Origin of the sequence: Paraburkholderia sp. RL17-373-BIF-A (genome assembly GCF_046030175.1) — a bacterium.
Taxonomy (GTDB): domain Bacteria; phylum Pseudomonadota; class Gammaproteobacteria; order Burkholderiales; family Burkholderiaceae; genus Paraburkholderia.
The window spans coordinates 1-24,164 of the sequence record NZ_JARESO010000007.1 but is presented as its reverse complement, the minus strand read 5'-3'; the positions used below and the strand labels follow the sequence as shown (position 1 = coordinate 24,164).

Here is a 24,164-nt window from a genome sequence, read left to right as displayed (position 1 = left end):
AGCCATCGTGGCCGCGACTGCGCACACACTCCCGTTGTCCGCCACGCCCGCCGCGCGGCGCGAACGGTTGCGCTCGATTATCGGCGGCAGTGCCGGCAACGTGATCGAGTGGTACGACTTTCTGGCGTATTCGATCTTCTCGATCTATTTCAGCAAGGCTTTTTTCCCGGGCGGCAATCAGACCGCGCAACTCCTGAATGCGGCGGCCGTCGCGGCGATCGGTTATGTCGTGCGCCCGCTCGGCAGCTGGGCCATCGGCGCGCTCGCCGACCGGCGCGGGCGGCGCGTGGCGTTGAGCGTATCGGTGGCGATGATGAGCGTCGGCTCGCTGATCATTGCGTTGACGCCGACGTATGCGTCGATCGGCGTGGCCGCTCCCGCCGTGTTGGTCTGCGCGCGTCTGCTGCAAGGCTTCAGCATGGGCGGCGAAGCGGGCACGAGCGCGACGTATCTGAGCGAAATGGCGCCGACGGGCCGGCGCGGCTTCTTTGTCGGCTTCGTCCAGGTGACGGTGGTGATGGGGCAACTGGTGGCGCTCGCGCTGATGCTCGTGCTGCAACGGTTCGTGTTGACGCCCACGCAACTCGAACAGTGGGGATGGCGGATTCCATTTGCGATCGGCGGCGCGCTGGCCGTCTTCGCGCTGTATCTGCGGCGCGGCATTGCGGAGACCGACGCATTCGAGCGTGAAGGCGGTGCCGGCCTGCGGAAGCAGACGGAGCGGGGCAGTCTGCTGGTGCTGCTGATCCAGCATCGGCGTCAGACGCTGTGGACGATCGGCATCAGCATCGGCGGCACCGTTGCGTTCTACACGTTCACGATCTATCTGCAGAAGTTCATGGTCAACACGACGGGCTTCAGCCGCGACACGGCAACGCTGATCGCAACCGTGGCGCTCGTCATTTACATGGGTTTTCAGCCGCTTTTCGGCCTGTTGTCCGATCTGATCGGACGGCGTCCGGTCATGATGATCTTCGGTGTCGGCGGCACGTTCCTGACGGTGCCTCTGATGCATGCTTTGGGCGCGACTCATAGCGCGCTCACCGCTTTCGCATTGAACCTTGCTGCGCTCGGCATTCTCAGCGGCTTCTCGTCGATTCATTGGCTCGTCAAGTCGGAGCTTTTTCCCGCGAGGGTTCGCGCGCTCGGCGTTGGCCTGCCGTTCGCGATCGTGTCGTCGGTGATGGGCGGCACCACCGAATATCTCGCGTTGCGCTTCAAGCACGCGGGCCACGAATCATGGTTCTTCTATTACGTCAGCGCGTGCGCGGCAGTGTCGCTGCTCACATACGTGTTGATGCCCGAGACGCGCCACCGGTCGGTGATCGACGAAGAAGCGCGCCAGTAATGTGGTCACTGAGGTGGTCACCTCAGTGGTCACCACGCTGATCACCAAGATCAACGGAGACGCTTTCATGCAGCCGGCTTCATTCGCTGGACGCACCGCTGCGCAATTGTTGTCGGAGTACGCGCTCAGCGTGCGCTTCGAGCACTTGCCCGCCGACATCGTGCGGCTTGCCAAAGACTGCCTGATCGACGCGATCGGCGCGGCGTTGTACGGACAGGAGGTGGAAGCCGGCAAGGCCGCGCTGCGCTATGTCAGCCATGCGGCCGCGGGTCCGTGTGCGATTCCTGGCACGAGCCGGCGCGTCGCGCCGGAGGCGGCGGCGTTTGCGGGCGGCGTGCTGGTCCACGCGGCGGAACTCGATAGCTTGCGGCAGCCTGGCGCCGGCGTTCATCCCGGCGCGACGCTGGTGCCGGTTGCGCTTGCCGCCGCGCAGGTTTATGGCGCATCGGGACGCGAAGTGCTGGCGGCGCTCGTCGCCGGTATCGAGGTGCTATTCCGGATCGGCACGGCGACGAAACACTCGGCCGAAGCACGCGGCTTTCATGCGCCGGGTTTGACGGGACCGTTCGGCGCCGCGATCGTAGCGGGCAAGCTGGCCGGCGTCGATGCGGATACATTGAGTCGCGCGTTGGGCATTGCGGGCTCGTTGAGCGGCGGATTGCTCGAATTCGCTAAGTCCGGCGATGGTGGTCTCGTCAAACGCATCCACCTGGGGCGCGCGGCGCAATCGGGCATCGTCGCCGTGCAACTGGCTCAAGCGGGGTTCGACGGGCCGTCGACGGTGCTCGAAGGGCGCTACGGTTTTCTGGAGGCGTATTGCGAGGCCTCGGACGCGGCGCGTCTGACCGCTGGTTTAGGCGCGCACTATGAAACGCCGACGCTGTGCCTGAAGCGCTACGCGTGTCACATCGTGGCGCACACACCGGTCTACGCCGCGCAGCAACTGCGCGCCGCGTACGATATCGACGCGCGCCGCATCATCGCGATCCGGATCGAGGGCGCGCCGCGTCTTGCCGCGAATCACGATATCAAGCTGCCCGCCAATCAGGTGCTCGCTCAATACAGCGTGCCGGTGTGCGTGGCGGCGGCGCTGCTGCACGATGCCGACGATCCGTCGACCTTCGGCGACCACCTGTTGCAAGACGAAGCCATCCGCGAACTCGCGCAGCGCGTGACGCTCGTCGCGACCGACGCCACCGGCCTCGCCACCGTCACACGCATCACGCTCGATAACGGCACGACCTACGAATTGGCGCAGACGGACTTCCCGGGCTGTCCGTCGACGCCGTTCACACCGGCCCAATCGCGCGCCAAGTTCATGCGGATGACGAAGCGGCTGGGCGCAGCGGCGCACGCGTTGTTCGAGCAGTTGGACCGGGTGGAAGACGAAGCGGATCTGCACTGGCTCGACGCGATGTCTGCTTCATCGACCGATCCATTGCACAGATCGCCGCCAGATCTTTCGCTTGTACAAGGAGACCGCTGATGAGCATCGCGAAGACGCTGGGCGAACGCATCGCCGCGTTCACTTCCGCCGACGTGCCCGACGAAGCGTTGCGCTGGGCGCGCATCGGCATCATCGATACGATCGGCGTGACGCTGGCGGGTTCGGCGGAACCCTGCGCGCGGATTGCGCGGACCGTGGCGGCGCCTTCCAACGGAGCCGCGCTCGTGGTCGGCACGCGCGAGCGGATGAAGCCCAGCGACGCAGCGCTCGTCAACGGCACGGCCGCGCATGCGCTCGACTTCGACGATTGCAGCAATACACTCGGCGGTCATCCATCCGCACCGATCCTGCCGGCGCTCTTCGCGCTCGCCGAAGAGGGGCACGCGAGCGGGCGACGCCTCGTCACCGCTTACGTGGCGGGTTTTGAAGCGCAGGCGCGCATTGCGCATGCCGTCAATTTTCATCACTACGACAAAGGCTGGCATCCAACGGCGACGCTCGGCGTATTCGGCGCGTGTGCTGCGTCGGCGCATCTGCTCGAACTGGATGCGGCGCACACGGCGACCGCGTTGTCGATTGCCGCGTCGTTCGCTTCCGGCATCAAGGCCAATTTCGGCACCATGACGAAGCCGTTGCACGTCGGTCATGCGTCGCGCAATGGCTTGATCGCGACGCTGCTGGCGCGCGAGGGTTTCAGCGCTGGCGACGAAACCTTCGAACATCGACAGGGCTTTTTCAACGTCTACAACGGTGTGGGCCATTACGACGCCGAAGCGGCGCTGACGCATTGGGCCGATCCACTCGACATCGTCGAACCCGGTATTGCGATCAAGCAGTACCCATGCTGCGGCAGCACGCACCCGGCGATCGACGCGATGTTGATGCTCGTCGGCGAATACGGACTGAAGCCGGACGATGTCGAATCGGTTGTGTCGTGGACGCATCCGCGGCGCCTTCAGCATACGAACCGCCCGCAACCGGCCAGTGCGCTCGATGCAAAATTCAGCGTGCAGTACTGCGTGGCGCGCGCGCTGGCGCAGGGGCGCGTGGTGTTGTCCGATTTCGAAGGCGACGCATACGCCGACCCCGCGATTCGCGCGCTCATGTCGAAGATCGTCGCTGAGCCGGATCCTTTGGCGGACCAGCAAGCGGATCATTTCGGGGCAGAAGTTGTCGTTCAGTTGCGCGACGGCCGACGTGTGTCGAAACGCGTCGCGCGCGCGGCGGGCCGCACGTCGGCCAATCCGTTGCCGGATGCACGGATCGAAGCGAAGTTTCTCGACTGCGCGAATCACGTATTGACGCCCGATGCGAGCCGCGACGCGTTGGGCATGTTGTGGCGCATCGACGGTATTGAAGACATCAGCACGGTGACTGGTTTATTCGAAGCAGGTTTGCGGCACTGACGCAGTTGTCGGGCCGCGTTGGATAGATTCATACGAACGAGCAGGAAAATCGCGCGGCTATGACCGCCGGACAGCTTTGCATGGGACCGGAGTAAGTGCTAAAGCACTAACTCCGGTCGACAAAGGAGACAGGCATGAACGACTCACTCGTCGCCGCGCGCGTCGACCGTTTGCCGAACTCGCGGATGCATCGCGAATGGATGTTCCTGTTCGCGATTCCGCTCTTTTTCGATAGCTGCGATATCAACACGTTCGCGTCGGCGGCGCCCGCGCTGATCCGGCATTGGCATATCGCGATTAACGAAATCGCGCTGATCACGTCCGCGAGTTTCATCGGCATGTTCTTCGGCGCGACGCTCGGCGGTTTGCTGTCCGACCGGCTCGGGCGCAAACGCTCGCTGATGCTGTTCGTGCTGATCTCGTCGCTCGGTTCGCTAGCAACGGCGGTCGTACCGAGCGTCCCGTATCTGTTCGCCGCGCGGGTCGTCACCGGGTTCGGCATTTCCGCGGGCATGGTGACGGTGATGACCTATATCGCCGAACTCTTTCCGGCGCGCTCGCGCGGCACCTGGCAGTCGTGGGCCATGGTCATCAACCTGTGCGCGATTCCGCTGACCAACTTCGTCGCGCGCCTGCTCGTGCCGTTCGGACCGGACGGCTGGCGCTGGGTCTTCGTGTGGGGCGCGCTTGGCATTGCGTTTCCGCTGATCGCAAAGCGGCTTCCAGAGTCGCCACGCTGGAGCGCGCGAGCAGGACGCTTCGACGAGGCCGAAGCCGCGCTCTCGGCGATGGAGGCAAGGAGCATCGCCGAAGGTAACGTGCTGAGCTCGCCCGAGGTCGTCGTGCGGCCGCCCGAAGCGCGCGAGCCATGGATGACGATGTTCAATAGCGTCTACCGCCGGCGCACGCTCACGCTCTGCGCGATCTGGCTGCTGCAGACGATCGGCTTCTACGGCTTTGAGGCATGGGTGCCGACCTTGCTGGTGCATCATGGCATCACGATTGCACGCAGCCTCACGTATTTCACGCTGATCAACGTGGGTGCGCCGCTTGGCGCATTGCTCGCGGTCTATCCCGCCGACCGTTTCGAACGCAAGCATCTGATCGCGCTCGTTGCGCTCTTGATCGCGGGATTCGGCCTGCTATACGGGCTGAGCTTCACGCCGGTACTGATCGTGACGTTCGGATTTGCGGTCGGCATGCTGACGCAGACCTTTGCGACGCTGCTCTATTCGTACACGCCCGAACAGTTTCCGACCGGCGTGCGCAATAGCGCAACGGGTCTCACGTATGGCGCGGGCCGGATCGCGAATGTCGCGAATGCCTTCGTGATCGCGGCGATCTACACGAACTACGGCTATGTGACCGTGTTCATGTATATCGCGGGCGCATGGTTCCTGACTGCGTTGATCACGCTCGTCTTCGGCCCGCGGACCACCGGCCGCAGCCTCGAAACACTGAACCCGGTCGTGGATGAAGTGGACGCGGCGTCACTGACACCGCTCGCTGAATACCCACGACGCTAGATCACACTGGAACTGGAGAGCCAACTGATGACCCTCGACGAACTCAACGATATCGACGTGCTAGTAATCGGCGCGGGAAACGCCGCGGCCAATGCGGCACTCGCCGCACGCGAAGGCGGCGCGAAGCGCATCGCACTGCTCGAAAGCGCACCGGAGGAAGCGCGCGGCGGCAACTCCGCGTTCACGGGCGGCGCGTTCCGCTTCGTCTACGATTCCGTCGACGACCTGTTGAAGCTCGCGCCGGATATCGCGGAACTGGACCTGCCGAATATCGATTTCGGCACCTACACGCGCGAGCAGTACTTCGACGATATCGGCCGGCTAACCGAGTTCCGCGCCGACCCGGAGCTGACCGACGTACTGATTGGCAACAGCTACGACGCCGCGCTGTGGCTCAAGCGGCATGGCGTGCGATTCCAGCCGGCGCTGGGGCGGCAGGCGTTTCGTGTCGAAGGCAAATTCCGTTTCTGGGGCGGTCTCGCCTGCCACATTCTGGGTGGCGGCACGCATCTGGTCGAAACGCTGCATCATGCGCTGAAGGACGCGGGAATCGGCGTGCTCTATCGCACGCAGGCAATGGGCCTGCTGCATGGCGACGGGCGTATCGAAGGTGTGCGCGCCATGCATGAGGGGCGGCAGGTCGACATCCGCGCGAAAGCGGTGGTGCTCGCATGCGGCGGTTTCGAGTCGAGCGCGGAGATGCGTGCGCGCTATCTCGGGCCGAACTGGGACCTGGCAAAAGTGCGTGGCACACGCTACAACACCGGCTGGGGCCACAAGATGGCGATGGAAATCGGCGCGGCGGTGACGGGGCATTGGTCCGGCGCGCATGCGGTGCAATGGGACATGAATGCGCCCGAGTACGGCGATCTGACGATTGGCGATCGCTTCCAGAAACACAACTACCCGTTCGGGATTCTGGTGAACGCGAAGGGCGAGCGTTTTCTCGACGAGGGGCTCGACTTTCACAGTTTCACCTACGCGAAATATGGGCATGAAGTATTGCGCCAGCCGGGCCTTTTCGCGTGGCAGATCTTCGATCAGAAAGTCGTCAAGCTGCTGCGCGACGAGTACAGGATTGCGCGCATCACCAAAGAGACGGCGAACACGCTCGAAGAACTGGCGCCGAAACTCACGGGCGTCGATCCAGAAGGTTTTCTGCGTACCGTGCGCGCGTATAACGAGGCGCCGCGGCCCGATGTGTCGTTCAATCCGAACATCCACGACGGCCTGCGCACGAGTGGACTCGGCATCGACAAAACCAACTGGGCCAATCGGCTCGACACGCCGCCTTTTGAAGCCTATGGCGTGACCACGGGCGTGACTTTTACGTTCGGTGGACTGAAGGTGTCGACGGAGGCCGAGGTGCTCGACACGTCGGGTACGCCGATTCGAGGGCTGTTCGCGGCGGGCGAGATTGTCGGCGGTCTTTACTATCACAACTACGGCAGCGGCACGGGGCTCGTCGCCGGCGTGGTGTTCGGGCGGCGCGCCGGGGCAGGCGCGGCGCGGCTGGTTGCACGCTGATTCGGACGCTAACGGGAACGCTCGGGGACTCATTACGATGCTGCTTATCGATAACGACTGTGTCGCGCGCGTGCTGACGATGCGCGATTGCATCGACGTGCAGGAACGCGCGTTTGCCGGATTGCCGGGTGGCGCGTCGATTGGGCGTCCACGTATCGACACCTATGTGCCGACGCAGCGCGACGACAGCTATTACCGTTTCGGCTCGGTGGATGGCGCGACCGACGGCATTCTGGCGGTGCGTCTGAAATCGGACGTGATGGTGTGGCCGCGTGACGCCGACGGCCGCGCGGGCAGCGAGCAGAAGTACTGCGTCGAGCCGGGCACGTATTGCGGGCTGGTGATGCTGTTCAGTGCCGAGAACGGCAAGCCGCTCGCGATGCTCAACGACGGCCACCTGCAACACATGCGCGTGGGCGGCGCGGCAGGACTCGGCACGCGGCTGCTTGCGCGTGAGGACGCGCATACCATCGGCATGATCGGCTCGGGCGGCATGGCCGAAACGTTTCTCGAGGCGCTGGTGGCGGTGCGCGAGATTCGGCGCGTGCGCGTCTTCAGCCGTCGCGAGGCGAACCGTTTGCGATTTGCGCGGGACATGGCGGCGAAACTCGGGGTCGAAGTCGAAGCTGTCGGCTCCGCCGAAGAGGCGGTGCGCGGCGCCGACATTGTCGCCACCTGCACCGACAGCATGACGCCCGTCATCGACGCCAACTGGCTGGAACCGGGCATGCACGTGGTGGCGCTCACGCCGCGTGAATTCGACACCAGGGTCGCAAACCGCTTCGACGTGTGCATCGCGCAAGGCCGTGAACGCTTGCCGATGGAGGAGAGTGAACGCTTCAGCCAGCGCGTGTCGGGCAGCCCGAATGCGTTTATCGGCGGAAGCGGCGAGGAGCGGGCGCGTTTGCCCGTGTCACGCGGGGAAAGAGTGGATACAACCGGCTGGCCGGTTTACACCGACGTGATAACCGGCCGCGCGCCGGGCCGCACGGATGCCCGGCAGATCACCTTCTATTACACGGTGGGCAACTGGGGCGTGCAGTTTGCGGCGGTGGGCGGGCATGTGTATCGGGAAGCGGCGCGGCTGAGCCTTGGCATTGCGTTGCCGGAGCACTATTTCCTGCAGTCTATTAGAAATTGAATACAGGGTGCGTGGGCCTGCACGTGGACCGCGCGCAACCTGCACGAATCAAAGCGTAAGACATGATGCGGCGCCCATGTCAGAGATCGTGACTTCTTCCTTCCGGCGGGATTGTGTGACGACGCCGCTCCAGTGCTTCAACTGGTCGAGTGTAAGCTCCCCGAGTGCATCGATGAACGGCGCTGACGCGTTCACGCAATCGATCCGATGGAACTCCCTGCCGCCCCATTTGAGGAACGTGTCCCGCCCTTCAACGCCGATTTCATCGACGGTTTCGATACAGTCGGCAGTAAAGCCCGGGCAAAAGACATCTACGCGATGCGTGCCGGACGCGCCGAGTTCAGCCAGTGTTTCCGCGGTATGTGGTCCGATCCACTCCTGTCTTCCGAACTCCGACTGGAACGTCACTCTGCAGTGGTGTGCGTCAAGGCTCAACGCCTCGGCAAGCAGTGCGCCCGTCTCGAGGCATTGCGCGTGGTAAGGATCGCCACGCTCGATAGCGCGTTGCGGTAAGCCGTGAAAGCTCAGAAGCATTTGATCGCCGCGGCTGAAGTCGGGGCGTCCGTGCACATACCAGTGCCGCCGTACGGTGTCGGCGAGCGCGGAAATATAGCGTGAATCTGCAAAGTACTGTTTGATGAAACGCACCTCCGGTTGATTGCGGATCTGTGCGAACGCGGAGGCCACCTTGTCGAAGGCAGTGGCGGTGGTCGATGCCGCGTACTGCGGATACATCGGCAAGATCACAATGCGATCGCAGCCCTGCCGGATCAGCCGATCGAGTTCTCCCGCGATGCTCGGCGTGCCGTAACGCATCGCGTAAGCGACGTGCACCTGCTGTCCACGCTCGGTCAGCCATCTTCGAAGTGCGGTGGCCTGCTGTTCGGTATGCACGCGGAGCGGCGATCCGTCGGGCATCCAGATGGATTCATATCGGCGCGCCGCCGCGTGACTCCTGAATGGAAGCACGAGGCCGCGAAGAATGGGCTGCCAAAGCCATTGCGGCATTTCGATCACGCGCGGGTCGGAGAGGAACTCCGCAAGATAACGATGTACTTCACGCGCAGTGGGTGCGTCTGGTGTACCGAGGTTGATCAGCAAAACTGCCGCGCGAGGCATTGAAACGGCCGGGGACGTTTTCCGAATAGAGATGTCAGCATACATTTCGCGTCACCTAAAGGTTGGCCCTCGGATCTATTTGAGGGTTGGGCGATGTCATCGATTTGCGATTCACCCTGTGGACCAATCATCGCCAATTCCGCGCTTCGGGTCCAAGTCGTATTTTCTAGCGCTTCCATAAGTCGCGACTATCGGCTACGTGAGATGGTCCGCAGGCGTGCTGGCAGTTTTCCCACGTAGATTGTCCTTATTCGACGTATGAGCTGGCATCGGGGACTTAGTATTCTGTTATCCAATCAGTAAATAATTCCAAACATGGCAGATGCACAGCGCTGCTATTCTTGAATCGTCAAACGATGGTTGCGATTCGCAACTGTTTGCATCGGTTTTCATCACCCCAATGCGAGGATAGGAACATGAATATGAAGAGGAAGTTGACTACGGTTTTTGGCGCACCTGTTGCCGACAATCAGAACATTCAGACCGCGGGTCCGAACGGCCCGGCGTTGTTGCAAGATGTGTGGCTCCTCGAAAAACTGGCGCACTTCGATCGTGAAGTCATTCCGGAGCGGAGGATGCATGCGAAGGGTTCAGGCGCATTCGGCACGTTCACTGTGACGCACGACATCACGAAATATACGCGCGCAAAGATTTTCTCGAAGATCGGCAAGAGCACGGAAATGTTCGCGCGCTTCTCGACGGTTGCCGGCGAACGCGGTGCGGCCGACGCCGAACGCGACATTCGCGGCTTTGCACTGAAGTTCTATACCGAAGAAGGCAACTGGGACATTGTCGGCAATAACACGCCGGTGTTCTTCTTTCGCGACCCGTTGAAGTTCCCGGACCTGAACCATGCGATCAAGCGCGATCCTCGGACGGGCATGCGTAGCGCACAGAATCAATGGGATTTCTGGACCCAGCTTCCCGAGGCGTTGCATCAGATCACGATCATCATGAGCGATCGCGGCCTGCCGAGTTCTTTCCGTCATATGCACGGCTTTGGGAGCCACACGTATAGCTTTATCAACGCGGCAAATGAACGCTTCTGGGTCAAGTTTCATTTCCGTACGCAGCAAGGTATCAAGAATCTGACGGACGCTGAGGCCGAGACGTTGGTTGGCCGGGATCGCGAATCACATCAGCGCGATCTGTATGAGAGCATCGAGCGCAAAGATTTCCCGCGCTGGACGCTGTTCGTGCAGATCATGCCCGAGAAGGAAGCGGGTTCGTACCGCATCAATCCGTTCGACCTCACGAAGGTATGGCCGAAGTCTGATTATCCGTTGATCGAAGTTGGCGAGATGGAACTCAATCGAAACGCCGACAACCATTTTGCGGATGTCGAGCAGGCTGCATTCGCGCCGTCGAACATCGTACCGGGAATCGGCTTCTCGCCAGACCGGATGCTGCAAGGGCGACTCTTCTCTTACGGGGATACGCAGCGTTATCGTCTGGGCGTCAACTATGCGCAGATTCCGGTGAATGCGCCGAGGGGAGCGAGCTATGTCAATAGCTATCACCGTGATGGTCAAGGACGTACTGACGGTAACCAGGGTGGCACGATCTCCTACGAACCGAATACGCGTGGCGAGTGGGTCGAGCAACCGGACTACCGCGAACCGCCGCTGAGTCTGGAAGGCGCTGCGGATCACTGGAATCATCGGGTCGACGACGACTACTACTCGCAAACGGGTGTTCTGTTCCGCAACATGTCACCCGGGCAACAGCAAGTGTTGTTCGAGAACACCGCGCGCGCACTGCAGGGTGTGTCGGACCCGGTCGTTCAGCTGCATATCGAACATTGCCGTCTTGCGGATCCGGCCTATGGTGCAGGTGTCTCTGCGGCGGTCAGGAAGCTTGCGAACGCAAAATCGAGCGGCGGCAACATAAGCTAGTCGAGTGGAATCAAATGTTTCACGACGCTATCGCGGGGCGGCAAACGCTTTCATGGATTGCCTGCCCTGCGATGTACAGCTTCGATCAGATAAACAACTGTAGTTCCTGCTTCTCGATCTCCTTGATTGCTTGCTCGACGCGCTTGCGCGCATGTTCACGAGCGTGTGCGCGGCCATTGAGTACGTGGTCGACTGTTGCCACCCCGCCCCCGGCCTGTAGAGCATGTCCGTGATAAGAAAGTGGTGAACCACGGCGGATCCCTCGGATTTGAGGTGTTTTTGATGGATTAATGATACCCCGTTGGCAGTCCATGGCGCTATGCTGTGACGTACAGAGGGAGAGAGACATGGGCCACAGCGAGGATCGCATCGAAGAGCGAGGGCAGAGTTGGTACCGCGAACGCGACTGCGCTTTGAATGAATTCGTCGCTCTGCTGGAAGGCGATGACAACGGCTCGACGCGCTATGCGGCGGAAATCACACAGCGCATTCCCGTTTACGACTGTCAGCAACTCGATGGCATGACACACGATGCGTCCGAGAGAGCCCAGTTGCAGGCGGAATGGGCTCGCGTCCTTCACGAGGGCGCAGGGGTGCTGGTGCTTCGGCGGGCATATGCCGATACCGGGCCTGTCGACGACGCGACGGCCGTCTTCGAATCGATTATTCGCAGTGAGCGCGAGCAAGGCTCGCGTGTGGCAGACCATTTCGCCAAGGCGGGCGCGAATGACCGGATCTGGAACGCCCAGGAGAAGCTCTGCCTGCGAGCACCCGGAGTATTCGCGCAATATTTCTCAAATCCGATGTTGATGATCGCGTCGGAAGCGTGGCTTGGACCGTCCTACCAGATGACGTCACAGGTCAATGTAGTGCGCCCCGGCGGCGCTGCTCAACAGGCGCATCGCGACTACCACCTCGGCTTCCAGACGGTTGAAAAGGCCGAACGCTATCCTGCGCACGTGCATCGGATGTCCGCCTTCCTCACCCTGCAGGGCGCGGTGGCGCATAGCGACATGCCGGTTGAGAGCGGTCCGACGAAGCTCCTGCCGTATTCGCAGCGATACGACGAGGGATATCTGGCGTGGCGCCGAGCCGATTTTCGGGAATATTTCGAAGCCCATTTCGTCCAGCTGCCGCTCTCCAAGGGCGATGCCGTGTTTTTCAATCCCGCGTTGTTCCATGCGGCCGGCGAAAATCGCACCACGGACATTCAACGCATGGCGAATCTTTTGCAGGTCTCGTCGGCTTATGGCCGGGCGATGGAAGTGCTCGACCGCAGAAGAATGTGCGAGGCGGTTTATCCGGTACTGCGCGAGCGCCGCGCATCGGGGCGGATAAGTGACACGGAAGCCGCCGCGGCAATCGTATCCTGCGCCGAGGGATACCCGTTCCCTACCAACCTCGACCGCGACCCGCCGGTCGGCGGGTTGGCGCCGGAGAGCCAACAGGAACTCATGCACCGCGCACTTGACGAGGACTGGGATCCCGCCAGATTCACGCTCGCCTTAAACGAGCACGCTGCCCGGCAACTCTCCGCTGATCCGCAATCTGGCCCGCGTTAACAATTTCTTTAGACTGGGTCGATGGTGCAAAGAACGCTTTGATCGCAGGATTGACACAGCGATAGCAACCCGACGCCGCATCCTCGCGCACCGTCCGGGATCGCCTTAAGGCCGGTCATGCACTGACCGTTTCCGCACTTGTGGATAGGAGAAATTGACATGAAAACGCTTCGAATCGTTGCCCTCTGCGCGATCGGCATGTTCCTGGGACAAGCGTGGGCGCAAGACAAACCAGTACCATCGGGAACCGCACCGGCCGTTCAGGATGTCGGTGGCGTCACCGACGCGTCGAGGGGTGAAACAGGAATGGCAATGAGTCCGGCGCGGCAGACCTATCCGGACCTGAACGCCCTGCAATCCGGGGACCAAAGCCGTTTCGGGACTAGTACGTTCCGCCACCACTGAGCGCCGCACAACAGCTTCGCGCGGCTGCCGTCCCGCACGATGAGTGCCCGCGAATACACTCATCGCGCGTAACGGGGCAGGCTACGGTTCCGACCGGGGCCTGTCCGTCGAATGATGGGGCTATGCTCCGGGCTCAGTAGCCGATACGCTTCTCGACGTTCCGGAATCGCCCCGTCGACCGGTAGCGATTGAACCATGCATTGGTACGCAGTTCGCACAGGCGCGGCGAATGTTCGACAAGCGCAAGATCGAGCCAGTGAAACATCTCGTCCGGCTGGTCGAGCCTCGCATAAATTTCCGCGAACAGAAGCGGCGACGTGTAGCGCCTTTGACGTCTCGTCATCAGGTCCTGCAAATACCACTGAAGGACTTTTTTATAACCCCCGGTGTCCCAGACCGTGCGAATAGTCTCCGCGCGGGCGAATTCGCCGCACCGCGTTAGTGCATCAACGGTCGCTTCGACGGCCTCCTCGTATTGACCCTGCCCTTCATATGCAGTCGCCAGTAGCTGATAGACGAGTGGGGAGCGATTGCCATGCCCCGCATTCAGACACTCCCGAATCACTTCGTCGTATTTGCCCGCCTGCACGAGTCCGAATACGCGTGATCCTTCGAATCCGAGCGGGTCGACTTTCTCGGCACGCTCGAACTGCGCTCTGCCTTCCGCTTCTCGCCCAAGCACCAGCAGGAGCCGCGCGTACAGGCGGCTCGTTTCGGCGTGGCTCGGGTTCAACCGTAATGCCTCGAGGAACTCCTCCTCTGCCCGGCGCCAGTCCCAGTCATAGAAGTAGTGCACGCCGGCCAGCGCCTGGTGAGCCTCAGGAAGATTGGCATCCAGTTCCAGTGCTTGCAGCGCCGCCTGCCGCGCTCGCGGGTGGCCCTCCGACGGTGCGCACACTCCGTGCGTCGCAGCGGCGCCTAAAACGTTCGACATCCCCACATATCCGAGCGCGTAAGTCGGGTCCCGTTCGATCGCGAGCTCGAAGTAGCCGCGCGCGCGAACAAAGTCCTCGTCGCTTAGCGCGTGATGCGCGGCGAACCCCGCATCGAAGTGCACGCGGCGGGTCCAGTAGTAACGGCCGCGCAGATACGCGTCGTGCGCCGCCGGATCGACCGGCAAACGTCGCGCCAGCCTGTGCCGTTGCTGTTCCGCGAGCGCGGGCGATACTTCCTGAGCGAGCGCCGTTGCAACCTCTTTCTGGATTTCCAGCGCTCCGCTCGTCACCGGCTCATACGCGCGACTCCAGATCTGCACCTGGTCGAAGCAACGGATCAGTTGCGCCAGAATGCGAATCCTCGTGCCGTCCCGCTTGAGCGCGCCTTCCAGCACGTAATCGATCGACAATTCGCGCGCGATCTCCGCAATACTCTTGCTCACCCGTCTGCAGTGAGCGGCGGTCGTCCTCGAAATGACAAGGATGTGCTCCGGATCGAGCATGCCGATACTGGCGGAGGTTTCGTCGGCCAGCGCGTCGCAGAAGCTGTTCTGGCCGGAATCGCCGGTCTGGTTTTCGAACGGCAGTACCAGTATCCGCACGGCTTCCTGCGGGGCGGGCGCCAATTCAGCCGGCGCGGGCCGTACGTTGTTCAGACGATAGCCTTTGCCCTTCACGGTGATGATGTGCTGCGGGTTGACCGGATCGTCGTGCAGCGCGACGCGGATTTTCCGGATCGCCGTATTGATGCAGTTGTCCGTTTCCCGATACGCGTTCGCGCCCCACAGGGCTCTCACGATATCCGCACGCGTGACGAGTTCCCCGTTGCGCGATGCCATCAGGATCAGCAACTCCATCGGCAGGCGCTCGAGGCTGACCTTCTCGCCTGCGCGGCGCAATTCGTAGCGCTGGATGTTCAGTTCGACATCCGCAATCCGGACGGATTCTGGCGTGTTCATCTGCGCTCCTGCCACCGCGAGTTCCGGTTCACAGCGACGACGTCGAAGCGCCGCCGCTCGCGCTTCATGCCGAATGAAGCCGCGAATGCGAGCGCCGAGCACAACACAATGACAAGCGCGGGCGCAGGCATCCAGTGCAGGCCCGAAACGAGGAAATTCGCTGCGAGCGGTGTCAGTCCCAGCGACGCGGACAGTCCGAGATTCATGGACGTGGCAACACCGCTGAAGCGGACGTCGACGGGGAACATTTCCGCAATCGCGCACGCGAAGGTTCCGTTCGCAAACGAGCTGACGACGCCGGCCATCAGGAACAGCGCAGGCAGGCTCACGTAGTGACGGGTGGCCGCAATGAAGAAGAAGGGCGCGAAAAGCGCGGACAAGACGGTTCCCGACCTGAACACATAACGGCGCGGCAACAGGTCGCCAACGTGCGATGTCACGAGAATGCAGGCAGCCACGACTACCAGATACCACATCTGGGCATTCGCGATCTGGTGTGTGTCGTATTGAAGCCTTTGCAGATAACTTGGTGCGAAGCCGATAAAGATGCCACCCGACGCACCCGCCAACAGAGACGCGCCGGTTCCTGTCGTCAGGGGAGCGAAATGGTTGCGGAACAGGACGGCAAGAGGCTCGCGATGCCGGGCGCCGATCGCTTGCGCATACTCGTTGGTCTCCGCAAGCGTCCGGCGCAGGACAAAGCTCAACAGCCCGACCATTCCACCAAGCAGGAAGCCAATCCGCCATCCGAATGCATTGACCTGTGCGGGTGTGAGCGCCCATTGCAGAGCAAAGTTAATGCTCGTCGCCAGAAGCAACGCCAGGTTGACCGCGACGAACACGATGCCGCACAGAAGACCAGGCCTGCCGCGCGCGGTTTCGACCGCGTAGACGATGGCGCCTGGCAACTCGCCGCCCAGGCAGAGACCCTGGATGAGCCGCAGCATGAGAAGAAGCGCTGGGGCAAGCGCGCCCCATGCCGCGTATGAAGGAAGTATTCCGATGAGAAGCGTAGAAACGGAGGCGATCATCGCCGACGACACGAAGACTAGGCGCCGGCCGTGCGTGTCGCCAAACCGCCCAAGCAGGATGCCGCCCACCGGCCTGGAAAGGTAGCCAATCGCCAGCACCGTGAACGACAACGTCTCCGCCGGCACGCCAGTTCCTGTCGGAAAGAACTCGCTGCCGATGCTTCTTGCAAAGAATCCGAAGATAACGAAATCGAATACCTCGAGCGCTCCACCGGTACTGGCGACCAGAATGGTCCAGCGTTGGTGTGCTGTCATCGACTCTTTTCGGATTAGGGGCGAATCGTCGAGCATGGTAATCCCTGATGTCGCCAGGCATAACTACCGTTTTTAAGCGGACGCCGCTGCGGAGGGACGTGTTCAGCCACCACCGTGTCAAGCCGACTTCGATGACGGTGCATGATCGTTCTGGCTTAAATATGATGGACGACAATTCGCTTACACGAAAGGTCTTTAGATTCGCCTTGTGATTCCTGACGACGGATTGACGCGCGCCGCACTCGGACCCGGCGCTCGGTGCCAGGTCCGCGAAAGCGAGGGATACGGCGACCTGAACGCGATTACGTTCTCCGGTCTCGCCGCTGGAGGTTCAGGTTATGAACCTCGCGTTCTGCTGCTTACTTCATTCGTTGCCACACGACTTTCGATGCGCCATATCCGAAGCTCCCAGGCGTGATGTAGGTCAGCCGGTCGCCATCGAGGGTGAATGGGCGTCGTTGAACATCCCCGTCCCAGTTCGGAAAGGTACTTTTCTGAATGTGGAAAACGATCACCTGTCCGGCCGGATCGACGGTATAGGTGCCGAAGTGCGCGAAGTTGCCTTGGACGATGAGTAGGTTCTCTTCGGTGGTGCCCAATAAGCGGTTACCCGATGCGAACTTCGGCAAGTCTGCGCGAACTCCGAGCAGAACATAGCGGCCGTCGGTGCCGAAGATGAGTTGGCCGTCCGGGTGCGGACCGAGCACTTCGACTTCGCTGCCACTTCTCGAGGCGGTCAACGAAACCAAGGACCACGAACCCACCACGCCAGGCGCCGCCTGGGCAAAGGTCTTTGGGACGGCGAGACACAATGCAAGGGCCACCAGTGCGGCGGCCCGCAGGGTTTGGAGCATGGGCTTCATGGCGTTCTCCGGCACACGTGAGGGCGGAACCATTCCCTTCGATTCCCGGCGTGCGATGCCTGGTTCGTCTTCGATCATCTGAAGACAAGCTATTAGGATAGCTTTCCTGGCTACGACTTCCAATGAACATTGGAAGCGGCAGTTGATCCTTCTAGGAAATGGCTGCGACGGCTCGGTGCCTCCTTCGCCATTTGCCTGGTTCTTGCCGCCGCGCCGAAACTTCCTTTAATTGCCGCAAGCGTATCCCACGCGTTTCCAACGCGAAGAACTTTACGTCGAAGCATGCCACTCGTTACAACGACATCTGCCCTCAAGCCATTTCCGCAGCCAGCAGATCTTCGATCATGATCGGCAACTTCCGCACGCGCACGCCGGTTGCATGATAGGTAGCATCGGTAATCGCCGCCGCGACGCCCGCGAGGCCGATTTCCGCAATCCCGCGAGCACCGAGTTCGTTGAACACGGTATCCGGATGATCGAGAAAGGTCACGTCAAGTTCGGGAGTATCCGCATTCGACGCGATGATGTAATCGGCCAGGTTGCTGTTGATCGGTGCGCCCGTCTGCCTGTCGTACGTCGTATGCTCGAACAGCGCCATGCCGACGCCCATCACGACTGCGCCTTCTATCTGGTTGCGGGCGGCGCGCGGGTTGATGATACGTCCGCCATCGATCACCGTGACGACGCGGCTCACGCGCAACCGCGCGATCTCCGGCTGCCACGTGACTTCGGCGAAGTGCGCGCCGTAGGAATAGATGGAGAAGCGTTTCTTGAGCGGATCGTCGAAGCCGCCCTGGGCGCTGCCGCTGCCTGATGCCGCGCTCATCTTCGCTGCTTCGAGAATCTGGCCGAACGGCACGCCGCGCTCCGGCGCGTCGCCCTTGCGATGCACGTGTCCCGCGCTGAACGCGAGCGCATCTTCGGTGGCGCCTTTGAACGGTGAACCGTCGACGGCCGCCGCACGCGACAGCAACAGCTTGATGGCCGAACGCACCGCGTCGAGCACTGCCGGAATCACCGATGCAGTTGCCGCGCTGCCCCCCGAAACGGGTCCAAGCGGTAACACCGAATCGCCGAGACCGACTTCGATGCGAGTGAGGGGAATGCCGGTCTCTTCGGCGACCAGTTGCGCGAGCACCGTGTAGGTGCCGGTGCCGATGTCCTGTGTGCCGCATACCACGCGGGCGCTGCCGTCCGCTCGAAGATCGACGTTCGCAGCCGCGGAAAAGCGCAAGCCTGGCCAGACACAAGCGCCGACGCCCCAGCCCAAAGTCAGGCCGTCGCGCTGCATCGATCCCACGCCCGGCGCCCGCTGCGACCATCCGAAGCGCTCAGCGCCCGTGCGCAAACATTCGACGAGATGCCGTGACGAGAACGGCAAACCCGTGCTTTCGTCGACGCGCGGTTCGTTGCGCAGCCTCAATTCGACCGGATCGAGGTTCAGCACATGCGCCAGTTCGTTCATCGCCGATTCGACTGCGTACAGGCCGGGCACGGCGCCTGGGCCGCGCATCGACGTCGGCGAGCCGACGTTCCGGCGCGCGAGGCCGGAGGTCACGCGCAGGTTCGGCGTGCTATAGATGAGCGGCGTGACTTCGCCGCAACTTTCCTGGTATTCGTCGGCGATCGAGGTGTGGTTGACGTAGTCGTGCTGCACGGAGGTGAGTTTGCCGTCGCGTTCAGCCGACAGCCGCATGCGCTGCTGAGTCACGGGGCGGTGGCCGACGTTCTGGAACATCATCTTGCGGCTCACGACCAGCTTCACGGGACGGCCGGTCTGACGCGTCGCCGCTGCCGCGAGCAGCGTGTGCGGCCACATCCACAGCTTGCTCCCAAAGCCTGATCCAAGATAGCGGGAGATCACGCGGATCTTTTCCTTCGGCACGCCGAGCATCTGCGAGAGCGTGCCCAGGTGGACCGAAATGGCCTGCGTGGTCTCGTAAAATGTGTAGTTCTCACCGTCCCAGTCCGCGATCGACGCGTGCAGTTCGATCGGGTTGTGCGTTTCCGTGGGCGTGACGTAGGTTGCGTCGAGCGTCGCCGGCGCGGCGTCGAACGCACGATCCGGGTCGCCGCGCTCGCTCTCGACCTTTGGCTTGTCGTCGGCCTCCAGTTCGTCGCGCACGTCGTGCGGCGTGATTTCGTAGCGGGCCCCGATCGCCGCCGACGCCGCGCTCGCCGCCTCGAAGGTATCCGCGATCACGACAGCGATGTACTGGCCGTAGTAGCGGATGATGTCGTCCTCGAAGGGCGGCCGTGCTTCGTCCACGAAGCCGGTCTCCATCGAGTTGCCGGAAAGCCGGTAGAAGCGGCCGATATTGTCTCGATGCAGCACCGCGTGTACGCCGGGCATCGCCTCGGCGTCCGCGATGTCGAGCGACACGAGCCGGCCGCTTGCGATCGTGCTGCACACCGGCACGGCAACCAGCAGATCGGGCAAATCGATATCGGAGGTATAGGCTGCGCTGCCGCTGACCTTCAGCGGTCCGTCAATACGCGCTTGAGGCCGGCCGATCACGGACAGCACGGAGTCGGATAAGGTAGACATGGGGCGTTCCTCTCGATCGGCGGTTCAGGGCGTGGCCGTAGCCTGGGTCAGCGCATGGACGATGCAGCGGCGCGCCAACTCGACTTTGAATCCGTTCTGACTTTGCGGCTTCGCGTTCGCTAGCGCGGCGTCCGCGGCCTTGCGGAAGGTCGCGGCATCGGGCGTTGCGCCGCGCAGCACGGCTTCCGCTTCGAGCGCGTGCCAAGGCCGCGTGCCGACGCCGCCGAGCGCGACGCGCACATGCCCGATGCGTCCACCGTCGAGCGTCATGACCACGGCGGCCGACGCCAGTGCGAACTCGTACGACGCACGATCGCGCAGCTTCAGGTAAACCGAGCGCGCGCCCGCTGGTAGAGGCGGCAGGGTCACGTGCGTGATAAGGTCGCCTGCGTCGAGCACGTTCTCGCGCTGCGGCGTCGCGCCTGGCAACACGAAGAAGTCGTCGATCGCGATGCTGCGCGCGCCGTCCGTTCCTTCGACGTGAATGGTCGCGTCGAGCGCGGTCAGGGCGACGTTCATATCCGACGGGTTGGTCGCGATGCAGGCGTCGCTGGCACCGAGAATCGCGAGCGTGCGATTGAATCCCTGGATCGCCGGACAGCCCGAGCCCGGCTCGCGCTTGTTGCATGGCATCGCGGTGTCGCGAAAGTACACACAGCGCGTGCGTTGCAGCAGGTTGCCGCCGGTCGTCGCCATGTTTCGCAATTGCGCCGAGGCTCCCGCGAGCAGCGCCTGCGACAGCACCGCATACGGTGTGCGGATCAGCGGATGCAGTGCCAGGTTCGCATTCCGTGCCGTCGAACCGATCTTCACGCCGCCGTCGGGCAGCGCTTCGATACGGTCTAGCGGCAGCCGGCTGATGTCGATGACCCGCGTCGGCCGCTCGACGTTGAGCTTCATGAGGTCGAGCAATGTCGTGCCGCCCGCGAGAAAGCGCACTTGTGCGCCCTGCTGGGCCGTTGCCGAAGCCGCGCCCGCCGCGATCGCCTCACGCACGCCGTTGGCGCGCGACAACTGGAAGATTTCCATGATGGCGCTCCTCAGGACTGGCCGCGCACGCGCTGGATTGCCGCGACGATGTTCTGGTAGGCGCCGCAGCGGCACAGATTGCCGCTCATCGCTTCGCGCACTTCGGCGTCGCCGGGCCCGACCGCTTCATCGAGCAGCGCGACGGCGGACATGATCTGGCCCGGCGTGCAGTAGCCGCACTGATAGCCGTCGCATTCTACAAACGCGGCCTGCATCGGATGCAGCGCTTCGGGCTGACCGATGCCTTCGATGGTGGTGATTTCGTCGCCGGCGTGCGTGCCGGCCAGCGACAGGCACGCATTCACGCGCCGTCCGTTCACGTGCACCGTGCACGCGCCGCATTGGCCGTGGTCGCAACCCTTTTTCGTGCCGGTGAGGTGCAGATGCTCGCGCAGCGCGTCCAGCAGCGTGGTGCGCGGATCGAGAGACAGCGTGTAGAGATTGCCGTTGACGGTCAACTCGACTGGCATCGTCGCGTTTGCGGAAGGCTGGCGGCCGGTTCGGGCTGCGTCGGGGTCGGCGCTCTGTTGCGTGGTGTTGGAGGCGGTCTGTTGCATCATGCGTTCTCCTCATGGCGAGAGCGGCCACCATCCGGCGACAATCGGCGCGGCCGGGCGGCAGGCTGAAGCAGGATTTGGAACCATTGGCGATCGATTCGCCGGGGTGTCGGACATTCAGGTTAGCGAGCGTCTGAAGATACGTTACGCACGCCCAGATGAGTCAGCAGCAAATCTGATGCCCAGACGTGTCGTGCCTGAAAATCATTTGCGACCGACCGGCTCGACTGATCGCGAGTGTCGGGATCAATCTACCCCAAATGTAGAAGAAAAAAGCCGGACGCGTGAGCGCCCGGCCATTTTGAAGTTGCTGATGCGGCTTCAAATATTCAATGCCTCAAAACGGCAGGCCCGGCAAATCCGGCAGCTTCAACGCATGCACGCCGATCGCCGACGCGTCGAGCCGTTCCGCACCGCCACTCGGTGTATCGACGATAAACGGCACGCCGATCTGATCGGCGCGCACGAGTTCGGTCGAGCCGCCGCCGTCGAGATTGATCGCGTCATCCGCGCCGATCGCCTTCATCAGTTGCGCCGATTGCGCGTTGGTCGTGCCCGTCGAATAACCCGCGACGCGTCCGTCGATCACGACGAGATAGAGAAAGCGCCCCTGTTGCGACAGGCCGACCAGTGTGCGCGGATTCGGATTAAGCGGATCGCCTTCGTTCGGGCTTTGCGCGCTGATGTCCTGGCCGTTTTTCAGCAGAATCGCCGAGCCGGCGACCGCCGTATCGATCAGCTTCAGATCCTGCGCTGAAATCTGCGGCGCTTCGGCGATATACGCGCGACCCTGCCGCGTGATCGCAAGTACCGCTTCACTTTGCGTCGGGTCGCTGGTCAGCGGGCTCACAATCTGGCCGTGCGACACCAGCAAGCCGATGATCGACTTCGGCTCCGGCGTCGTCGCGCAGCACGGCGCGAAAAAGTTCGCGTTGACTGCGAGCCGCACACCGGTGCGCGCGGCGAATTGCGAAATCGTCTCCGAGGTCGTCATTAGCGGGCCGCTATGCCCGGTCGTTTCGACGCTCACGCCCGGCGCGCGCAAATCAATGCGCATCACGTATGCGCGGCTCACGGTCGGCTTGCCGCCCGTAGTCGCGGGATTCGACGGCACGGTCGCCATTTCGGCATCGACGCCGACATACACGGGCGAGTAGCCGCTTTGCGTGATCTGCGTGGTGGGATCGGGCACGTCGGCTTGCACGCTGGCCGAAGCGAGGCCGATGATCGCCGCGGCGGCGAGCGTTTTCAGAGTTGCTGTGACGGGGAACAGGGCACGCGTCATCTCTTTAGTCTCCATGGACGGCGGCGACAAAGTTGTCACTCTTACCGTGCCGCAGACGTTAGAGACGCGATATGACCACCACGTGATTTCTTTTTTTCATTCGGCTTTCGACGATGGGCGGATGTGCGCCGAAAAAAAACATTTATCGAAAAGAAATTCATCCGAGCGAGCGACGCTGATGCCGCCGCCGCGATAGATTTCTCAGCTACCACGTGCGGGTTTTTTCCAAAGCAGCGAGAGAGCGTCTCGCGCGCGGGCTTAGTGCGCGAGCTGACCGACGTAGTATCCGAGCCGATTTTCGACATCTCCCGGCTTGTGGAATCCACGCGCCAGCAGTGCCTTGATGTTCTTCTGCGCGGCGGGGCGCCCCAGCGACGCCATGCACGCGTCCCATCCGGCGCCGAGCTCCACGTCCGGCGGCAGAGAAGTGTTGACGAGGCGCTTGGTGTTGGCGATTGCCCACTTGTCAAACCCGGCGATCCGGGTTGCCAACGCATCCACGAATGCGTCGAGGTCGGCATCGGGCAGTGCCCGGTTCACATAGCCATAGGCCTCGGCCTGGTCGGCACGGAGGTCTTCAGAACCCAGGAGCACCTCCAGTGCGCGGTTACGGCCAATGAGCTGGGGCAGCCGGGCCATAGGGCCGCCGCCGGCGACCATCCCGACGCCCACCTCCCATTGCGAGAGGAGCGCCTTTTCCCGACTGGCGAAACTCATGTCGCAGGCGAGCGTGATCTCGCTGCCGTTGCCCGTCGCCCGGCCGCGGATCAGGGCGATGGAGACGACGGGCGCGCGCGTCAGGCGCACGAGGAAGTCCGGCCACTGCGGTAAGCCCGTGGGACCGGGCGGCATGGCGGTCAGATCCTCGAGCCTGGCCCGGAAATCGGAGTGATTCAGGAAGTAGCCGTCCACCGCGCTATCGAAGACCACGACCTTCACATGCTCGTCGGTTTCGAGCGCGTTGATGACTTCCTGAAACTGCTGGACCATTGGCGGCCCCATGACGTTGAGCGGCGGGTTGTCGATCGTGACACGCCAATAGGCCGCGGACCGCCGGCCCACGCTAATCTGAACGGGGTTAGTGGTTGCGTTCATTGGGGACTCCTGTCGCCGACACATGCGCGGGCTTCGCGGCCCGCGCGCGATTGGAACTAGGCCTGCAGAACCTTCAGCAGCTCCTTGGCAGTCGGGCCAGATGAGGCCGGGTTCTGGCCGGTGATCAGCCGTCCGTCGACAATGGTGAGCACGGCCCAGTTGGCCACCTTTTCAAAGTGGCCGCCAAGACGCTTGAGTTCATCTTCGACGAGGAAGGGCATGACCTTGGTG

General features: G+C 62.5%; 19 protein-coding genes and 1 pseudogene. 9 read left to right on the top strand and 11 right to left on the bottom strand.

The genetic code is table 11. The annotated features are described in order from the left end of the window. Positions 1-7 precede the first annotated feature (7 nt). The 6 genes from P0D80_RS10565 (at position 8) to P0D80_RS10540 (ending at position 8,395) form a co-directional block, all read left to right on the top strand. The gene (locus P0D80_RS10565; protein ID WP_342960443.1) at positions 8-1,348 is read left to right on the top strand and encodes an MFS transporter; all 1,341 of its coding nucleotides are present in this window, start codon (positions 8-10) and stop codon (positions 1,346-1,348) included. Between the two features lie 67 nt (positions 1,349-1,415). After that, positions 1,416-2,834 carry an MmgE/PrpD family protein gene (locus tag P0D80_RS10560; protein WP_408283512.1) on the top strand — a complete coding sequence of 473 codons (1,419 nt, stop codon included), beginning with the start codon at positions 1,416-1,418 and terminating at the stop codon, positions 2,832-2,834. Further along, positions 2,834-4,201, top strand: coding sequence for an MmgE/PrpD family protein (locus P0D80_RS10555; RefSeq protein WP_408283509.1), 1,368 nt, complete (start codon positions 2,834-2,836; stop codon positions 4,199-4,201). Before P0D80_RS10560 ends, P0D80_RS10555 begins: the two co-directional genes overlap by 1 nt. 134 nt (positions 4,202-4,335) lie before the next feature. Continuing rightward, complete coding sequence (locus tag P0D80_RS10550) at positions 4,336-5,727, top strand: MFS transporter (RefSeq protein ID WP_408181028.1); 1,392 nt, start codon at positions 4,336-4,338, stop codon at positions 5,725-5,727. A 27-nt stretch (positions 5,728-5,754) separates the two neighbouring features. Then, positions 5,755-7,254: an FAD-dependent tricarballylate dehydrogenase TcuA gene (gene tcuA, locus P0D80_RS10545; protein ID WP_408283506.1), complete on the top strand. Its 1,500-nt coding sequence runs from the start codon at positions 5,755-5,757 to the stop codon at positions 7,252-7,254. A 37-nt stretch (positions 7,255-7,291) separates the two neighbouring features. Next, positions 7,292-8,395 carry an ornithine cyclodeaminase family protein gene (locus tag P0D80_RS10540; RefSeq protein WP_408283503.1) on the top strand — a complete coding sequence of 368 codons (1,104 nt, stop codon included), beginning with the start codon at positions 7,292-7,294 and terminating at the stop codon, positions 8,393-8,395. Positions 8,396-8,443: 48 nt separating this feature from the next. Here the strand turns inward: P0D80_RS10540 and hemH are convergent, their stop codons facing one another. Beyond that, positions 8,444-9,559, bottom strand: a complete 1,116-nt coding sequence (gene hemH / locus P0D80_RS10535) for a ferrochelatase (protein ID WP_408181030.1) — start codon at positions 9,557-9,559, stop codon at positions 8,444-8,446. A gap of 371 nt (positions 9,560-9,930) precedes the next feature. Between hemH and P0D80_RS10530 the strand changes: the two genes are divergently transcribed. Next, positions 9,931-11,409, top strand: a complete 1,479-nt coding sequence (locus P0D80_RS10530) for a catalase (protein ID WP_408181031.1) — start codon at positions 9,931-9,933, stop codon at positions 11,407-11,409. An 85-nt stretch (positions 11,410-11,494) separates the two neighbouring features. Here P0D80_RS10530 and P0D80_RS10525 read toward each other — a convergent pair whose 3' ends face one another. Then, positions 11,495-11,722, bottom strand: a complete 228-nt coding sequence (locus P0D80_RS10525) for a LacI family DNA-binding transcriptional regulator (protein WP_408181032.1) — start codon at positions 11,720-11,722, stop codon at positions 11,495-11,497. A 34-nt stretch (positions 11,723-11,756) separates the two neighbouring features. On the opposite strand from P0D80_RS10525, the gene P0D80_RS10520 reads away from it, so the two are divergent. Further along, complete coding sequence (locus tag P0D80_RS10520) at positions 11,757-12,971, top strand: phytanoyl-CoA dioxygenase family protein (protein WP_408283492.1); 1,215 nt, start codon at positions 11,757-11,759, stop codon at positions 12,969-12,971. 159 nt (positions 12,972-13,130) lie between these two features. Further along, on the top strand, positions 13,131-13,376 hold the full coding sequence (locus P0D80_RS10515; RefSeq protein WP_132378464.1) for a hypothetical protein: 246 nt from the start codon (positions 13,131-13,133) through the stop codon (positions 13,374-13,376). A gap of 133 nt (positions 13,377-13,509) precedes the next feature. On the opposite strand, the gene P0D80_RS10510 is transcribed toward P0D80_RS10515, so the two are convergent. The 9 genes and pseudogenes from P0D80_RS10510 to P0D80_RS10470 form a co-directional block, all read right to left on the bottom strand. Beyond that, positions 13,510-15,270 carry a winged helix-turn-helix domain-containing protein gene (locus P0D80_RS10510; protein WP_408283489.1) on the bottom strand — a complete coding sequence of 587 codons (1,761 nt, stop codon included), beginning with the start codon at positions 15,268-15,270 and terminating at the stop codon, positions 13,510-13,512. Further along, positions 15,267-16,556 carry an MFS transporter gene (locus tag P0D80_RS10505; protein ID WP_408283486.1) on the bottom strand — a complete coding sequence of 430 codons (1,290 nt, stop codon included), beginning with the start codon at positions 16,554-16,556 and terminating at the stop codon, positions 15,267-15,269. The genes P0D80_RS10510 and P0D80_RS10505 overlap by 4 nt, the downstream gene beginning before the upstream one ends. 359 nt (positions 16,557-16,915) lie before the next feature. Then, entirely contained in the window at positions 16,916-17,419 is a 504-nt protein-coding gene (locus P0D80_RS10500) for a lipocalin-like domain-containing protein (protein ID WP_243658323.1), read from the bottom strand. 310 nt (positions 17,420-17,729) lie between these two features. Beyond that, positions 17,730-19,967, bottom strand: coding sequence for a xanthine dehydrogenase family protein molybdopterin-binding subunit (locus P0D80_RS10495; protein WP_408283479.1), 2,238 nt, complete (start codon positions 19,965-19,967; stop codon positions 17,730-17,732). Positions 19,968-19,991: 24 nt separating this feature from the next. Continuing rightward, positions 19,992-20,996, bottom strand: a complete 1,005-nt coding sequence (locus P0D80_RS10490; protein ID WP_408283476.1) for an FAD binding domain-containing protein — start codon at positions 20,994-20,996, stop codon at positions 19,992-19,994. 11 nt (positions 20,997-21,007) lie between these two features. After that, positions 21,008-21,556, bottom strand: coding sequence for a (2Fe-2S)-binding protein (locus tag P0D80_RS10485; protein ID WP_408283473.1), 549 nt, complete (start codon positions 21,554-21,556; stop codon positions 21,008-21,010). A 334-nt stretch (positions 21,557-21,890) separates the two neighbouring features. After that, entirely contained in the window at positions 21,891-22,838 is a 948-nt protein-coding gene (locus P0D80_RS10480; RefSeq protein ID WP_408283471.1) for a phosphodiester glycosidase family protein, read from the bottom strand. Positions 22,839-23,096: 258 nt separating this feature from the next. Further along, the gene (locus P0D80_RS10475) at positions 23,097-23,933 is read right to left on the bottom strand and encodes an enoyl-CoA hydratase/isomerase family protein (RefSeq protein WP_408283468.1); all 837 of its coding nucleotides are present in this window, start codon (positions 23,931-23,933) and stop codon (positions 23,097-23,099) included. A 56-nt stretch (positions 23,934-23,989) separates the two neighbouring features. Then, positions 23,990-24,164: pseudogene (locus P0D80_RS10470) on the bottom strand (type 1 glutamine amidotransferase domain-containing protein); the annotation flags it as partial.

Bases quoted from the DNA above. Each gene is read 5' to 3' on its own strand.
- P0D80_RS10495 (WP_408283479.1), bottom strand. From the start codon at position 19,967: ATGTCTACCTTATCCGACTCCGTGCTGTCCGTGATCGGCCGGCCTCAA.
- P0D80_RS10480 (WP_408283471.1), bottom strand. From the start codon at position 22,838: ATGACGCGTGCCCTGTTCCCCGTCACAGCAACTCTGAAAACGCTCGCC.
- P0D80_RS10540 (WP_408283503.1), top strand. From the start codon at position 7,292: ATGCTGCTTATCGATAACGACTGTGTCGCGCGCGTGCTGACGATGCGC.
- P0D80_RS10555 (WP_408283509.1), top strand. From the start codon at position 2,834: ATGAGCATCGCGAAGACGCTGGGCGAACGCATCGCCGCGTTCACTTCC.
- P0D80_RS10550 (WP_408181028.1), top strand. From the start codon at position 4,336: ATGAACGACTCACTCGTCGCCGCGCGCGTCGACCGTTTGCCGAACTCG.
- P0D80_RS10505 (WP_408283486.1), bottom strand. From the start codon at position 16,556: ATGACAGCACACCAACGCTGGACCATTCTGGTCGCCAGTACCGGTGGA.
- tcuA (WP_408283506.1), top strand. From the start codon at position 5,755: ATGACCCTCGACGAACTCAACGATATCGACGTGCTAGTAATCGGCGCG.
- P0D80_RS10520 (WP_408283492.1), top strand. From the start codon at position 11,757: ATGGGCCACAGCGAGGATCGCATCGAAGAGCGAGGGCAGAGTTGGTAC.
- P0D80_RS10475 (WP_408283468.1), bottom strand. From the start codon at position 23,933: ATGAACGCAACCACTAACCCCGTTCAGATTAGCGTGGGCCGGCGGTCC.
- P0D80_RS10530 (WP_408181031.1), top strand. From the start codon at position 9,931: ATGAATATGAAGAGGAAGTTGACTACGGTTTTTGGCGCACCTGTTGCC.
- P0D80_RS10525 (WP_408181032.1), bottom strand. From the start codon at position 11,722: ATGGACTGCCAACGGGGTATCATTAATCCATCAAAAACACCTCAAATC.
- P0D80_RS10515 (WP_132378464.1), top strand. From the start codon at position 13,131: ATGAAAACGCTTCGAATCGTTGCCCTCTGCGCGATCGGCATGTTCCTG.
- P0D80_RS10490 (WP_408283476.1), bottom strand. From the start codon at position 20,996: ATGGAAATCTTCCAGTTGTCGCGCGCCAACGGCGTGCGTGAGGCGATC.
- P0D80_RS10510 (WP_408283489.1), bottom strand. From the start codon at position 15,270: ATGAACACGCCAGAATCCGTCCGGATTGCGGATGTCGAACTGAACATC.
- P0D80_RS10500 (WP_243658323.1), bottom strand. From the start codon at position 17,419: ATGAAGCCCATGCTCCAAACCCTGCGGGCCGCCGCACTGGTGGCCCTT.
- P0D80_RS10560 (WP_408283512.1), top strand. From the start codon at position 1,416: ATGCAGCCGGCTTCATTCGCTGGACGCACCGCTGCGCAATTGTTGTCG.
- P0D80_RS10485 (WP_408283473.1), bottom strand. From the start codon at position 21,556: ATGATGCAACAGACCGCCTCCAACACCACGCAACAGAGCGCCGACCCC.
- hemH (WP_408181030.1), bottom strand. From the start codon at position 9,559: ATGTATGCTGACATCTCTATTCGGAAAACGTCCCCGGCCGTTTCAATG.